Origin of the sequence: Lutibacter sp. (assembly GCF_033723435.1) — a bacterium.
Lineage (GTDB): Bacteria > Bacteroidota > Bacteroidia > Flavobacteriales > Flavobacteriaceae > Lutibacter.
The window spans coordinates 20,764-34,541 of sequence record NZ_JAWVXC010000004.1 but is presented as its reverse complement, the minus strand read 5'-3'; the positions used below and the strand labels follow the sequence as shown (position 1 = coordinate 34,541).

Here is a 13,778-nt window from a genome sequence, read left to right as displayed (position 1 = left end):
AATGGAAAAAGTAGTAGTAGCATATAGCGGAGGTTTAGATACTTCCTATTGCGTTAAATATTTACAAAACGAATTAAACTTAGAAGTGCACAGCGCTTTAGTAAACACAGGTGGTTTTACAGCCAATGAATTGAAAGCAGTAGAAGAGAAAGCATATAAAATGGGAGTTACTTCTCATATAAATAAAAATATTTTGGAAACATATTATCAAAAAGCTATTAAATATATGGTTTTTGGAAATGTGTTAAAAAATAATACGTATCCACTTTCTGTAAGTGCCGAAAGGGTTTTTCAAGCTATTGAAGTTGTAAAATATGCAAAAGAAATTGGAGCGAAATTTATAGCTCATGGTAGTACAGGAGCAGGAAACGATCAAGTACGATTTGATATGATTTTTCAAACTATTGCTCCTGAAATTGAAATTATAACCCCAATTAGAGATTTAAAATTATCTCGACAAGAAGAAATAACGTATTTAAAAAAGTGTGGTGTAGATTACTCTTGGGAAAAAGCAAAATATTCAATTAATAAAGGAATTTGGGGAACTAGTGTTGGAGGTGTAGAAACTTTAACTTCTCATCAGGCTTTACCAGAAGAAGCATATCCAAGTCAGTTAGAAAAAACGAAACCAACAGATATTAAACTTCACTTTAAAAAAGGAGAGCTTATTGGTTTAAATGATGAATTTGATGCTTCGGTAAATATTATTTTAAAGTTAGAAGAAATTGCTTCAAAATACGCAATTGGTAGAGATATTCATGTAGGAGACACTATTGTTGGTATAAAAGGAAGGGTTGGTTTTGAAGCTGCAGCAGCTGTTTTAACTATAAAAGCTCATCATTTATTAGAAAAACATGTATTGTCTAAATGGCAACAGAACTTAAAAGAGCAACTAGCAAGTTGGTATGGAATGTTATTACATGAAGGTCAATATTTTGAACCTGTAATGCGAAATATAGAAGCTTTTTTAGAAGATTCTCAAAAAACAGTTACAGGTGAAGTTTATATAACCCTAAAGCCATATCACTTTAGTTTAAATGGAATAGCATCTAAACACGATTTAATGAAATCTAAATTTGGAGAATATGGCGAAACTAATAAATCATGGACTGCAGATGATGCAAAAGGTTTTATTAAAATTATGGGTACAGCAAATAAAATTTATCACAGTGTAAATTCAGAGTTATGATTAAAGTTGGAATAGTTGGCGGAGCAGGTTATACCGCTGGAGAATTAATTAGATTGTTGGTGCATCACTCAAAAGTTGAGTTAGATTTTGTGTATAGTACGTCAAATGCTGGAAATAATATTTATGAGGTGCATCAAGATTTATTGGGTTTAATTAATTTGAAATTTACAGATTCTATCAATTCAAAAGTAGATGTACTTTTTTTATGTTTAGGTCATGGAAATTCTAAAAAGTTTTTAGAAGAATATAAGTTTTCAGAAAACACTAAAATTATTGATTTAAGTAATGATTTTAGGCTGAAAAAGGATGCTTTTTTTCAAGAGAAAAACTTTGTTTACGGCTTACCTGAATTGAAAAAAGAAACCATAAAAAGCGCCAATAATATTGCAAATCCAGGTTGTTTTGCTACAGCAATTCAATTGGCATTATTACCACTTGCTGCTGATAATTTATTAAAAAACACTATTCATATTAATGCAACAACTGGTTCTACCGGAGCAGGAGTTTCGCCAAGTGAAACAACACATTTTAGTTGGAGGGATAATAATTTTTCAGTGTATAAAGCATTTACACATCAGCATTTAGGCGAAATAGAGGAAAGTATAGAATCACTTCAAAAAAGTTTTTCAAAAGAATTATTTTTTATACCAAATAGAGGAAATTTTAGTAGAGGAATTTTTGCTTCAGTGTATTTAGAATTTGATAAAGATATAGAGGTTGCTTATAAACTTTTTGATGATTTTTATAAAGAAGCTCCATTTACGCATATTTCTAAAACTCCAATTCATTTAAAACAAGTGGTAAATACAAATAATTGTTTTCTTCATTTAGAAAAATATAAAAATACATTATTAATTACCTCTGTAATAGATAATTTATTAAAAGGGGCTTCAGGACAAGCAATTCAAAATATGAATTTAATGTTTGGATTTAATGAAACGGAAGGGTTACAATTAAAAGCATCTTCATTTTAAAAAATCACTTATGAAAATAGCAATAATAGGAACAGGAAATTTAGGAAAATCAATAGCTAGTGGAATTGTAAATAACAATGTAAAATTACAATCATTATATTTAACAAAACGAAAAATAGCAGAACTTTCTATTTGGGAAAACACTCCGAAAGTTAAAATAACTGTAAGCAATATTGACGCAGTAAAACATTCAGAAATAATTTTACTTGCCGTTCAACCTAAACAATTAAATACAGTTTTAAAAGAAATTAAAACGTATTTAAATCCTACAAAACATACCGTAGTTTCAGTAATAACAGGAAGAGAAATTAAAGAAATTGAAAAAGTTATTGGGAGTGATATTGCCATTGTAAGAAGCATGCCAAATACAGCTATTGCAGTATCCGAATCTATGACTTGTTTGTGTGCTAATCAAAAAGGACAGTTAAAATTTAATGAGGTAACCTCTATTTTTAATGCTTTAGGGAAAACGTTACTTATTGAAGAAAAATTAATGCAAGCAGCTACAGTAATTTGTGCTAGCGGTATTGCTTTTTGGATGCGTTTGATTAGAGCAACTACACAAGGCGCAATTCAATTGGGTTTTGATACAAAAGAAGCTCAAAAGTTAGCAGTACAAACTTGTTTGGGCGCAGCTAGTTTACTAACTGAATCAGGAAATCATCCTGAAGAAGAAATTGATAAAGTTACTACACCAAGTGGTTGTACTATTTCAGGGTTAAATGAAATGGAACATCAAGGTTTAAGTTCTTCTTTAATAAAAGGATTAGTAACTTCTTTCGAAAAAATTAATCAGATTTAAATTAATCAATATGGAATTATTTAAAGTGTATCCTTTGTATAATGTAACTCCTGTAAAAGCAGTAGGAGCTTATGTTTGGGATGAAAATAATACAAAATATTTGGATTTATATGGTGGTCATGGTGTTATTTCAATTGGACATGCACATCCACATTACGTAAAAATGTTATCTAATCAGTTAAGTAAAATTGGGTTTTATTCTAACTCTATTCAAAATCCATTACAAGTAGAATTAGCTCATAAATTAGGTGAATTATCAAGTTGTGAAAATTATAATTTATTTCTGTGTAATTCAGGTGCTGAAGCTAATGAAAATGCATTAAAATTAGCATCATTTACAACTGGAAAAAGTAGAATAATCTCGTTTAACAATGCTTTTCATGGACGAACTTCTGCTGCTGTGGCTGTTACGGATAATTACTCAATAAATGCACCAATTAATTTACAACAAGAAGTTACTTTTTTACCATTGAATGATATAAAATTAGTAACTCAAGAACTTCAGAAAGACGATGTGGCAGCTGTAATTATTGAAGGAATTCAAGGTGTTGGAGGCTTAGACGAAGGAACTACAGAATTTTTTAAAAATTTGGAAAAAGTGTGTAACCAAAATGGAGTGCTTTTGATATTAGATGAAATTCAGTCAGGTTATGGAAGAAGCGGACAGTTTTTTGCTTTTCAGCATCATAATATCCAACCAGATATTATTACTACAGCTAAAGGAATGGCTAATGGTTTTCCAATTGGAGGTGTGTTAATTTCTGATAAATACAAAGCTAAATTCGGAATGTTGGGAACTACTTTTGGAGGAAATCATTTAGCTTGTTCAGCGGCAATTTCAGTATTGGATATTTTGGAAAAAGAAAATTTACTTACTAACGTAAAAGAAGTTTCAAACTATTTTTTAGAGGCAATAAAAAATGTTCCAAAAGTTAAAAAAGTTAAAGGTAAAGGATTAATGTTAGGAATTGAATTCGATTTTGAAGTTAGAGAATTAAGGGAAAAACTAATTTTTGACAAACACATTTTTACTGGAGGTTCAAACAACAAAAAGTTATTGAGAATTTTACCTCCATTGTCTATTACAAAAACGCAAATAAATCAATTTATAAATGCTTTAAAAGAGTTGTTAAATGAATAATTTTTTAAAAATATCGGATATAGATAATCTTAAATCTACTATAAAAGAGGCTATCGATTTAAAAGATAATCCTAGAAAATTTAAAAAACTCGGAGAGAATAAAACGATAGTGTTATTGTTTTTTAATGCTAGTTTAAGAACTAGGTTAAGTACACAAAAGGCAGCAATAAATTTAGGAATGGATGTAGTAGTAATGAACTTTACAAATGAAGGCTGGCAGTTAGAGTTTGAAGATGGAATTGTAATGAATAAAAATAAATCGGAACACGTAAAAGAAGCTGCAAAAGTTATTTCTCAATATTGCGATATTGTTGCAATTAGAGCGTTTGCATCGTTAACGGATAAAGAAAAAGATGAAGCAGAAGTTGTGTTGAATAATTTTAAAAAGTACGCAAATATTCCGGTTGTAAATATGGAAAGTGCTACTGGTCATCCTTTACAGGCATTGGCAGATGCAATAACCATTGAAGAATTTAAAAGCACAAAAAAACCTAAAGTTGTATTGTCTTGGGCGCCACATCCAAAAGCGTTACCACATGCAGTTGCAAATTCTTTTGTTGAAATGATGCAGCTACAAGATGTCAATTTTGTAATTACACATCCAAAAGGGTATGAGTTGAATCCAAAAATCACAAAAAATTCAGCAATAGAATACAATCAAGAAAAAGCTTTTGAAAATGCAGATTTTGTGTACGTAAAAAACTGGAGTTCGTATAAAAATTACGGAAAGGTTTTAAATACAGATTCAAAATGGATGATAACAGCAGACAAAATGAAATTGACAAACAAAGGCAAATTTATGCATTGTTTGCCGGTTAGAAGAAATGTGATAGTTACCGATGAAGTTATGGATTCAGAAAATTCAATAGTTATTGAGCAAGCAAATAATAGAACTTATGCAGCACAAATTGTATTGAAAAAAATATTAGAGCAAAATGACTAAACAGAAATTACATATTGTTAAAATCGGAGGGAATGTTATTAATGATGATGGAGCTTTACGGTCGTTTTTAAAAGATTTTTCGGTTTTGGAAGGGTTTAAAATTTTGATTCATGGAGGCGGAAATAAAGCAACAGAAATTGCTTCTGAAATGGGGTTAAAACCAAAAATGATTAACGGCAGAAGAGTAACGGATAAAGCTAATTTAGAAGTTGTAACTATGGTTTATGCAGGTTTGTTAAATAAAAAAGTTACAGCAATCTTACAGCAAAATAATTGTAATGCTATTGGATTATCAGGTGCAGATGCTAATTGTATTTTGGCGAACAAACGAATTGTAAAAGATGTTGATTATGGTTTTGCAGGCGATATTGATGTAGTAAATTCTGAAACAATAAATATGTTTTTACAGCATAATATTGTTCCAGTTTTTTGCGCAATTACACATGATAAAAAAGGTCAATTATTAAATACAAATGCAGATACCATTGCTTCAGAGGTTGCAATTGCTATGAGTAATTTATTTAATGTAGAATTAAGTTATGTGTTTGAATTGAAAGGTGTTTTATCAAGTATTGAAGATGAAAATTCTGTAATTAAAGAGATTAATCTACAAAAATATAAACAGTTAATAGAGCAAAATATTATTTCAGATGGAATGCTTCCAAAAATGGATAATTGTTTTAATGCATTAAAAAAAGGAGTGCAAAAAGTTAAAATAGGTAATTCATCACTTATTAAAAAAACAACAGATTTATATACAACATTAAGTTTAAGATAATGATACAACAATTAACAAACGAAGCCATTGAATTGCTTAAGAAATTAATTTCAAAGCAATCTTTTTCTGGAGAAGAAAATGAAACAGCATTATTAATAATGCAATGGTTTTCAAGTCATAATATAAAATTTGAAAGTGATAAACATAATATTTGGGCAAAAAATTTATTTTTTGATACATCTAAAAAAACAATTTTATTAAACTCACATCACGATACGGTAAAACCAAATAAAGGATATACAAAAGATCCTTTTAATCCTGAAATTATGGATGGAAAATTGTACGGTTTAGGAAGTAATGATGCAGGTGGTTGTTTGGTTTCGTTATTAGCAACCTTTACGTATTTTTATAGTAGAAGTGATTTAAACTATAATTTTGTTATAGTTGCTTCCGCAGAAGAAGAAAGCTCAGGTCAAAATGGCTTAAACAGTATGTTAAAAATTATTCCTGAAATTAATTTCGCAATTATTGGAGAGCCAACTTTAATGCAATTGGCAATTGCCGAAAAAGGTTTATTGGTTTTGGATTGTGAAGCTAAAGGAACATCTGGTCATGCGGCTCACGGATTTGTAGATAATGCAATATATAATGCAATTGAAGATATACATTGGTTTCAAACTTTTGAATTTCCAAAGATTTCGGAAACATTAGGAAAAGTAAAAATGACGGTTACTCAAATTAATGCTGGAAATCAACATAATGTAATTCCAGCAAATTGTAAATATGTTGTTGACGTTAGGGTTACAGATGCTTATAGTAATCAAGAAACTTTAGAAATTATACAAGCTAATGTAAAATCTGAAGTAGTTGCAAGATCCCTTCGATTAAACTCATCATCCATACCAAAAGAACATCCAATAGTTAGAGCAGGAATAAAACTAGGAAGAGAAACATACGGTTCGCCAACGCTATCGGATCAGGCTGTGCTAAGTTGTCCTTCTTTAAAGTTAGGACCTGGAAACAGTTTGCGTTCACACACTGCTGACGAGTTTATTTATGTAAACGAAATTGAAGAAGGAATAGATTTATACATCAAAATATTAAATGAAATTTTATAATTATGAAACTTTGGGAAAAAGGATTTTCAACCGATAAAAAAATAGATTTATTTACTGTTGGTAACGACAGAGAGTTAGATTTAGTTTTAGCCAAATACGATGTTATTGGTAATATTGCACACGCAAAAATGTTGCATAGTATAGGGTTATTAACTTCGAAAGAATTAGAATTATTAGAAATAGAATTAGCTTCAATTTTAAAAGATATTGAAAATAATAATTTTAGTATTGAAGATACCTTTGAAGATGTACATTCTAAGGTAGAGTTCTTATTGACAGAAAATTTAGGAGATACTGGAAAAAAAATTCATACAGCACGTTCAAGAAATGATCAGGTTTTGGTTGATGTTCATTTGTATTTAAAAGATGCTTTAGATGAAATTAACGATGAGGTTGATGAACTTTTCGACTTATTAATTTCGTTAGCAGATAAGTATAAATCGGTTTTAATGCCTGGTTATACACATTTCCAAATTGCTATGCCATCTTCATTTGGTTTATGGTTTTCAGCGTATGCAGAAACTTTAATTGATGATATTTACTTTTTAAAAGCCGCGTATAAAGTGGCTGACCAAAACCCATTAGGTTCTGCCGCAGGTTATGGAAGCTCTTTTCCAATTGATAGAGATTTTACAACTAAAGCATTGAATTTTGAAACCTTAAAATTTAATTCTGTAGCGGCTCAAATGGGAAGAGGTAAATTAGAAAAATCAATAGCATTTGCTATAAGTTCAGTAGCAAGCACTTTATCAAAAATGAGTATGGATATTTGTTTGTATATGAGTCAGAATTTTAATTTTATTTCTTTTCCTGATGAATTAACAACAGGATCAAGTATAATGCCGCACAAAAAAAATCCTGATGTTTTTGAATTAATTAGAGGAAAATGCAACAAATTACAAGCATTACCATATGAATTTACTTTGATAACAAACAATCTTCCAAGTGGTTATCATAGAGATTTACAACTGTTAAAAGAAGGCTTAATTCCATCATTTTCAACTTTAAAAGCTTGTTTAGAAATGCTAACTTATTCTTTAAAAAATATTCAGGTAAAAGAAGATATTTTGGAAGATGAAAAATATTTGTATTTATTTAGTGTTGAGGAGGTTAATAATTTAGTTCAAGAAGGTATTCCTTTTAGAGATGCATATAAAATTGTAGGTAAAAACATACAAGAAGGTAGCTTTAAGCCAAATAGAAAAGTTAAACACACTCATAAAGGAAGTATAAGTAATTTATGCTTAGATGAAATAGTGAAAAAAAAGAATTTAGTCAAATAAAAATATTAAGAAGTTGCTTGGAAAAATGTGCACTTAATTAACCAAAAGGCACAAATTCCAAGCAACACTTATGCGCTTTAATTCATTACAAATTTAAAACCTAGAGAAACAATTCCAGCACTTAAACCAGTGTTTCTATGGTAATTACTATATTTTAAATCTATAGTTTTTAACCCTAATTTCCATATTTTTCGTTCTGTAAAAATATCGGTATAGGTAATTCCAAAACCAATTTGACTAGCGTTATATTTTGATAAATCATAATCTGAAGTATAAAATTTCTCTGTGGATAGATGTTGCTCATATGGAGCAAAATATTTTGCTGCCGTTTGCGTGTAAAATCTATAAGATGGATATAAAGTAAAATTATCACTTATTTTAAAAGGTAATTCTATACTTGCTGTATGCGAATTTATTCCCCAATCATCAGAATAATAACGATAGTAAGTTCTTAAGACAAGTTTCTCATTTATAAAATAATTGAAACGAGCTCCAAACGGCACTTTGAGTCTTGTATGTGGTAAACGTTCAATATCATCAGCTAATTGAAAAACATCGGTATTACTTTTAGAAGTGTAATTGTCAATACTGCTTGCATTTCCAATATAAAAATTCGGTCGATCTCCAAAATAAACACGTTGCATAGGATTTGACAGCCATCCTTTTTGTTGAACTACATCTAAAAACAATGATAGTTGTGCTTTTTTACTAATAATTTGAGAAAATGAAAGGGAAGCCGAATATGAATTTCGTTTTTTGTCCGTAACCAGTGTTGTGTTTATTGGTTTCCAAGCATCTGGACTATTTTTATCCATAACTAATCTATTTTGATCGTATATGGTAACACCTCTAAAAAAGCCACTGTTTAAATCTTCATTTGCAACTATATAGGAATGAATTTCTGTTGGATATCTAGGATTCCAAGTGTCTAGATAAACATTTCCTTTTAAATCAATCTCTGTATTTTTTTGATTAAATAACTTAGCTAATTTACCGCCAAAACCAAAGGAATAGTAATCAAACTCATGAGAAGCACTTATATTTCCTCCAACAATAGTATTTCTACTTTTAGAAGAGTGGCTATAATCAAAAGTTCCGTTTACCCAAATATCGGAACGAGATGCTCCTGTAGATTCTAACCAAGGAGTTGGTCCTCGGTTTACTAAAGGATTATTTGTAATTGATTGCGATGCTCCAGAGTTTGCATTCCATCCTCCTTTGTTTTCAGCTGAATTTTTAGATATGTTTTTGTTAGAAGTGTTAAAGGAATTGGTTTTATAATCAAACGGATTAAGATTACTGGATGATGCAGAAGTATAAGCCGAAATTGTAGTGTTTATAGAGAAAACATCGTTATTGTTTAATGGTATTGATACAATAATGTTGGATGCTATATCTGATAATTTTTCACTTCCAATACCTCCTGTTACTGCAGCATTATCTCCTTTTTGTCCGTATAAACTTGAAATTAAATCTACTTCTGTGTTTTCTAATACTTTTTTTTGATATTCATTTGAAGTTTGAGAATAACCGTAAACCGAAATAAGTATTATGATCAAAAATGATATATTTTTCATTTAAATTATTTTAAAAATGGATATTAAATTTATTAGTTGCAACCACAACCACCACCTGATTTTCCGCCATTTGCACCTGAGGCACCTTCTCTATACACTTGAAAACTGGTTTCAAAATGATTAATACTCCGTGCCGATAAACTCATATCAGGATCATTAAGATCTATTTTATCATATTCCTTTACTGCAACACATGAATTTAATGTTGTAAGCAGCATAACGGCTATGCATAAGTAAAATAATTGTTTCATATTTTTTTTAGTTTAATATTTTTTGAAGTAGTAATTTTTCCTTTTTCATTGACAATAATACATTCAATATTAGGTAATTGATTAATTATATTTATACCCACATCAGATCCCATTACAAAAATTGAAGTAGCCAAAGCATCTGCTAATTCAGCTTTTGGAGCGAAAACTGTAGCGCTAATAATACCACTTGCAGGATAACCAGTTTTAGGGTTTATAATATGTGTGTATCTAACATTATTAAATATGACAAATTTTTCATAATCGCCTGAAGTAACTACGGCTCTGTTGCTAATTGGGAAAATACCAAAGGATACATTTTTATTTAACGGGTTTGTAATGGCAACTTCCCAATCTTTTCCGTTAGGTTGTTTTCCCCAAGTATTCATATCTCCAGATGCATTTATTATACCAGCTTTTACACCTTTTGAAATTAATAATGCTTTTGCCATATCAGCCGAATATCCTTTGCCAATAGCACCAAAACCAATTTTCATCCCTTTTAATTTTAAAAAAACGGTTTGATTTTTTTTATCAACTACAATGTTTTGATATCCTACTTTAGAAACAGAAGCTTTAATTTTTTCTTTGGAAGGCATTTCTTTCATGCTTCCATCAAATTTCCATATTTTATCCATGGATGCATAACTAATGTCAAAAGCACCTTCTGTTAATTTTGATAGAGCTAAAGAACGTTCAATTAAATTAATTAATTCTAAATCGACTTTAACGGGTTTTATTCCTGCGTTTTTATTAATAAGAGAAGTTTGTGAATTTTTGTCCCAAGAAGAAATTAATTTTTCAATTCTTTTAATTTCATTTACAGCTATATTTATATAGTTTTCACCTTGTTCCTTATTTGCAGCAACTACGGTTATATCATACCTGCTACCCATTAATTTTAAGGTTCTTCTATGAATTTCTTGGCCATAAAAAACACAAGAAAATAGAATAAAACCTAATGCTATAATTTTTTTATTCATTTTAATTAAAATGAATTTAACAATTTAATATAGTTTTCAGGGGTTGTGTTTTTATAGCCTGTACTTCCTAAAAATTTGGCATTTTTATCTAAAACAACCACATAAGGAAAGTAGCCTTTTTTATCATAGGTTTCCATTAAATGATTATTGTAATCTTGTTGCTCTTTAGTGAGTTTGTTTTTTTTCTTTCTAGGAAAATTTACTTTAACCATAACAAAATGATTTTTAGCATAATTTATAAACTGATCTGAACTCCAAATCTGTTTATCTAACTTTATACATGGACCGCACCAATCAGATCCTTGAAAAACCATTACAATACGTTCATTTTTTTGAGAAGCTATTTTTTCTGCTTCGTTTAAATTGGTATGCCAGACTTGTGCACTTAATTGATGGATAGAGAATAATAAACAAAACAGAATGCTAATTTTTTTCATTGATTTTAAATTTAAATTTAGTTTTTAAAAGATCGCCTAAATTTAATTTAGGCGAATCTTTCCATTAAATAAATCGGGGTAAAGCCGATTTTAGTCATTGAATTAATGTTGTAATTAATAAATATAAAACAGCTAAATTATAGTTTACCCTCCTTTATAAATGTTAAAAATTGTTAAAATAAAAAGGAGATAAAATAAGTTGTTTAAAAAGAATTAAGTAAGTAGTAAATTTAATTACAAGCGTCCCAAATAACATCATTTGGAGTAGGAGCAATTAGGCTAATATTTTCTTTGGAAACGGGATGAGTAAATTCAATTTTACGAGCATGTAAATGTATGCTGGCATTTTTGTTGCTTCTGTCAAAACCATATTTTAAATCACCTTTAATTGGGCTGCCAATAGCGGATAACTGACATCTAATTTGATGATGTCTGCCTGTTTCTAAATCAACTTCTAATAAGTGATAATTATTTAAAGATTTTATTAATTTATAATGAAGAATTGCTTTTTTACTTCCTTCAATTTCAGAGGAATAAGATGTAGATTTGTTGTTTTTAGGATTCTTTTTTAGATAACCTGTAAGTGTATCTGCTTCTTTCGCTGGTTTGTTTTTAACTACAGCCCAATAGGTTTTGCTAACAGTTTTATTGCGTAACATTTTGTTGAAACGTTCTAAAGCTTTTGAAGTTTTTGCAAAAACTACAATACCTGTTGTAGGTCTATCCAATCTGTGTACAACTCCTAAAAAAACATTGCCAGGTTTATGGTATTTTTCTTTAATATATTCTTTTACAATTTCACTTAAAGGAGTGTCTCCAGTTTTATCTCCCTGAACAATATCTCCATATCTTTTGTTAACAATAATTAGGTGATTATCTTCAAAAAGTATTTGTAAATTGTTTTTTGTTGAAGCCATTTTTATAAATTATTGGCAACTTTAAGGTTTAAATCATCTATAAATTGAAGTAATTCTTCTTTTCCACTTTTATCTGTTGCAGAAGTAACAAAATGTTGCGGCATTTCCTCCCAAATAGTTTGAGTCATTTTTTTATTATAGACTTTAATATTTCTGTTTAATTGAGATAATTTTAATTTATCAGATTTTGTAAAAACTATACAAAATGGAATACTGTTTTCACCTAAAAACTGCATAAATTCTAAATCTACTTTTTGAGGTTCATGTCTAGAATCTACTAACACAAAAGTACAAATTAATTGTTCTCGTTGTAAAAAATAATCTTTTATAAAAGTTTGAAAAGTTTGTCGTTTAGATTTTGAAACTTGTGCATAACCATAGCCAGGTAAATCGACTAAAAACCAATTATTATTAATTTTAAAATGATTAATGAGTTGTGTTTTTCCTGGTTTTCCTGATGTTTTTGCAAGTTTACTATTATTAGTAATCATGTTTATTAACGATGATTTCCCAACATTTGATCTACCTATAAAAGCATATTCTGGTAGTTGCTCTTTTGGGCATTTGGATACATCTGTATTACTAATTACAAAATCAGCAGTATTAATTTTCATAGGTTATAAGTTTCTTTCCTTTAACCAGCTTTCCAAAATTTTGTTAAACTCTTCTGGATGTTCCATCATTGGAGCATGACCACATTTATCAATCCAATATAAATTAGCATCAGGTAATAATTTAGCAAAATCTTCGGCAACTTGTGGAGGCGTAACACTATCTTGTTTTCCCCAAATTATACAAGAAGGAACGTTTAAACTTGGCAAATCTTTAGCCATATTATGTCGGATAGCACTTTTAGCAATAGCAAGTGTTTTTATAACTCTACTTCTGTCGTTTACAGATGCATAAACCTCATCAACAACCTCTTTTGTGGCTACTTCAGGATTATAAAAAACTTCTTGTGTTTTATTTTGGATATACTCGTAATTTCCTCTTTTAGGATAGGTGTCACCCATAGATTTTTCATATAATCCAGAGCTTCCAGCTAAAACTAAACCGGTTACATTTTTAAGATTTAATTTACTGAAATATAGCGCAATATGTCCTCCTAATGAATTGCCAATAAGTATCGCCTTTTCAATCTTTTTATGCTCCATGAAATCTTTTAAAAATTTCGATAAATTTTTAACATTCGTTTTTAAAAGAGGTAAGTTATATATTGGTAATACCGGAATAATTACTTTATAACCTTTATTTGAAAAATAGTTAAAAACACCATCAAAATTACTTAAAGCCCCCATTAAGCCATGTAATATTATAATAGGTCGACCTTCACCTGCCTCTACGTAACTAAATTTACCTTCTTTAATAAGATTATTTTCCATTAAAATAAAATTTTTAATCAAACACAAAGGTAACTTTTTTTTCTGTATTACTAAGTTTTTGTAATT

The 13,778-nt window shown here is 29.4% G+C and carries 15 protein-coding genes; 8 read left to right on the top strand and 7 right to left on the bottom strand.

All coding sequences use genetic code 11. From position 1 onward, the window contains the following. Position 1: 1 nt before the first annotated feature. The 8 genes from R3342_RS07420 to argH are packed head-to-tail and all read left to right on the top strand — an operon-like array spanning position 2 to position 8,168. The gene (locus R3342_RS07420) at positions 2-1,189 is read left to right on the top strand and encodes an argininosuccinate synthase (RefSeq protein WP_318939391.1); all 1,188 of its coding nucleotides are present in this window, start codon (positions 2-4) and stop codon (positions 1,187-1,189) included. Continuing rightward, positions 1,186-2,163, top strand: a complete 978-nt coding sequence (gene argC, locus R3342_RS07415) for an N-acetyl-gamma-glutamyl-phosphate reductase (protein ID WP_318939390.1) — start codon at positions 1,186-1,188, stop codon at positions 2,161-2,163. The genes R3342_RS07420 and argC overlap by 4 nt, the downstream gene beginning before the upstream one ends. 10 nt (positions 2,164-2,173) lie before the next feature. After that, entirely contained in the window at positions 2,174-2,965 is a 792-nt protein-coding gene (gene proC / locus R3342_RS07410; RefSeq protein WP_318939389.1) for a pyrroline-5-carboxylate reductase, read from the top strand. 10 nt (positions 2,966-2,975) lie between these two features. Next, a complete protein-coding gene (locus R3342_RS07405) occupies positions 2,976-4,106 on the top strand; it encodes an aspartate aminotransferase family protein (protein WP_318939388.1) in 1,131 nt (376 codons plus the stop codon). Next, positions 4,099-5,049 (top strand): N-acetylornithine carbamoyltransferase, encoded by a 951-nt coding sequence (locus R3342_RS07400; protein ID WP_318939387.1) that lies wholly within the window; start codon positions 4,099-4,101, stop codon positions 5,047-5,049. Before R3342_RS07405 ends, R3342_RS07400 begins: the two co-directional genes overlap by 8 nt. Then, positions 5,042-5,827, top strand: a complete 786-nt coding sequence (gene argB, locus R3342_RS07395) for an acetylglutamate kinase (protein ID WP_318939386.1) — start codon at positions 5,042-5,044, stop codon at positions 5,825-5,827. Before R3342_RS07400 ends, argB begins: the two co-directional genes overlap by 8 nt. Next, positions 5,827-6,885, top strand: coding sequence for a M20 family metallo-hydrolase (locus tag R3342_RS07390; protein ID WP_318939385.1), 1,059 nt, complete (start codon positions 5,827-5,829; stop codon positions 6,883-6,885). Before argB ends, R3342_RS07390 begins: the two co-directional genes overlap by 1 nt. A gap of 2 nt (positions 6,886-6,887) precedes the next feature. Continuing rightward, positions 6,888-8,168 carry an argininosuccinate lyase gene (gene argH / locus R3342_RS07385; RefSeq protein ID WP_318939384.1) on the top strand — a complete coding sequence of 427 codons (1,281 nt, stop codon included), beginning with the start codon at positions 6,888-6,890 and terminating at the stop codon, positions 8,166-8,168. Between the two features lie 77 nt (positions 8,169-8,245). Here argH and R3342_RS07380 read toward each other — a convergent pair whose 3' ends face one another. The 7 genes from R3342_RS07380 to R3342_RS07350 all read right to left on the bottom strand — a co-directional run bounded on the left by R3342_RS07380 (position 8,246) and on the right by R3342_RS07350 (position 13,712). Beyond that, positions 8,246-9,745, bottom strand: a complete 1,500-nt coding sequence (locus tag R3342_RS07380; protein WP_318939383.1) for a DUF3570 domain-containing protein — start codon at positions 9,743-9,745, stop codon at positions 8,246-8,248. Positions 9,746-9,777: 32 nt separating this feature from the next. Continuing rightward, positions 9,778-9,996 (bottom strand): DUF4266 domain-containing protein, encoded by a 219-nt coding sequence (locus R3342_RS07375; protein ID WP_318939382.1) that lies wholly within the window; start codon positions 9,994-9,996, stop codon positions 9,778-9,780. Beyond that, entirely contained in the window at positions 9,993-10,976 is a 984-nt protein-coding gene (locus R3342_RS07370; protein WP_318939381.1) for an FAD:protein FMN transferase, read from the bottom strand. Before R3342_RS07370 ends, R3342_RS07375 begins: the two co-directional genes overlap by 4 nt. Before the next feature lie 5 nt (positions 10,977-10,981). After that, on the bottom strand, positions 10,982-11,413 hold the full coding sequence (locus R3342_RS07365; protein WP_318939380.1) for a thioredoxin family protein: 432 nt from the start codon (positions 11,411-11,413) through the stop codon (positions 10,982-10,984). Between the two features lie 230 nt (positions 11,414-11,643). Further along, entirely contained in the window at positions 11,644-12,330 is a 687-nt protein-coding gene (locus R3342_RS07360; protein ID WP_318939379.1) for an RNA pseudouridine synthase, read from the bottom strand. 2 nt (positions 12,331-12,332) lie between these two features. After that, positions 12,333-12,944 (bottom strand): ribosome biogenesis GTP-binding protein YihA/YsxC, encoded by a 612-nt coding sequence (gene yihA / locus R3342_RS07355; RefSeq protein WP_318939378.1) that lies wholly within the window; start codon positions 12,942-12,944, stop codon positions 12,333-12,335. A gap of 3 nt (positions 12,945-12,947) precedes the next feature. Continuing rightward, positions 12,948-13,712 carry an alpha/beta hydrolase gene (locus R3342_RS07350; RefSeq protein WP_318939377.1) on the bottom strand — a complete coding sequence of 255 codons (765 nt, stop codon included), beginning with the start codon at positions 13,710-13,712 and terminating at the stop codon, positions 12,948-12,950. Positions 13,713-13,778 lie beyond the last annotated feature (66 nt).

What these genes read in the sequence shown, in the direction of transcription:
- argC (WP_318939390.1), top strand. Translation starts at nt 1,186, where the DNA reads ATGATTAAAGTTGGAATAGTTGGCGGAGCAGGTTATACCGCTGGAGAA.
- proC (WP_318939389.1), top strand. Translation starts at nt 2,174, where the DNA reads ATGAAAATAGCAATAATAGGAACAGGAAATTTAGGAAAATCAATAGCT.
- R3342_RS07405 (WP_318939388.1), top strand. Translation starts at nt 2,976, where the DNA reads ATGGAATTATTTAAAGTGTATCCTTTGTATAATGTAACTCCTGTAAAA.
- argB (WP_318939386.1), top strand. Translation starts at nt 5,042, where the DNA reads ATGACTAAACAGAAATTACATATTGTTAAAATCGGAGGGAATGTTATT.
- R3342_RS07390 (WP_318939385.1), top strand. Translation starts at nt 5,827, where the DNA reads ATGATACAACAATTAACAAACGAAGCCATTGAATTGCTTAAGAAATTA.
- R3342_RS07350 (WP_318939377.1), bottom strand. Translation starts at nt 13,712, where the DNA reads ATGGAAAATAATCTTATTAAAGAAGGTAAATTTAGTTACGTAGAGGCA.
- argH (WP_318939384.1), top strand. Translation starts at nt 6,888, where the DNA reads ATGAAACTTTGGGAAAAAGGATTTTCAACCGATAAAAAAATAGATTTA.
- R3342_RS07420 (WP_318939391.1), top strand. Translation starts at nt 2, where the DNA reads ATGGAAAAAGTAGTAGTAGCATATAGCGGAGGTTTAGATACTTCCTAT.
- R3342_RS07380 (WP_318939383.1), bottom strand. Translation starts at nt 9,745, where the DNA reads ATGAAAAATATATCATTTTTGATCATAATACTTATTTCGGTTTACGGT.
- R3342_RS07400 (WP_318939387.1), top strand. Translation starts at nt 4,099, where the DNA reads ATGAATAATTTTTTAAAAATATCGGATATAGATAATCTTAAATCTACT.
- R3342_RS07365 (WP_318939380.1), bottom strand. Translation starts at nt 11,413, where the DNA reads ATGAAAAAAATTAGCATTCTGTTTTGTTTATTATTCTCTATCCATCAA.
- R3342_RS07370 (WP_318939381.1), bottom strand. Translation starts at nt 10,976, where the DNA reads ATGAATAAAAAAATTATAGCATTAGGTTTTATTCTATTTTCTTGTGTT.
- R3342_RS07375 (WP_318939382.1), bottom strand. Translation starts at nt 9,996, where the DNA reads ATGAAACAATTATTTTACTTATGCATAGCCGTTATGCTGCTTACAACA.
- yihA (WP_318939378.1), bottom strand. Translation starts at nt 12,944, where the DNA reads ATGAAAATTAATACTGCTGATTTTGTAATTAGTAATACAGATGTATCC.
- R3342_RS07360 (WP_318939379.1), bottom strand. Translation starts at nt 12,330, where the DNA reads ATGGCTTCAACAAAAAACAATTTACAAATACTTTTTGAAGATAATCAC.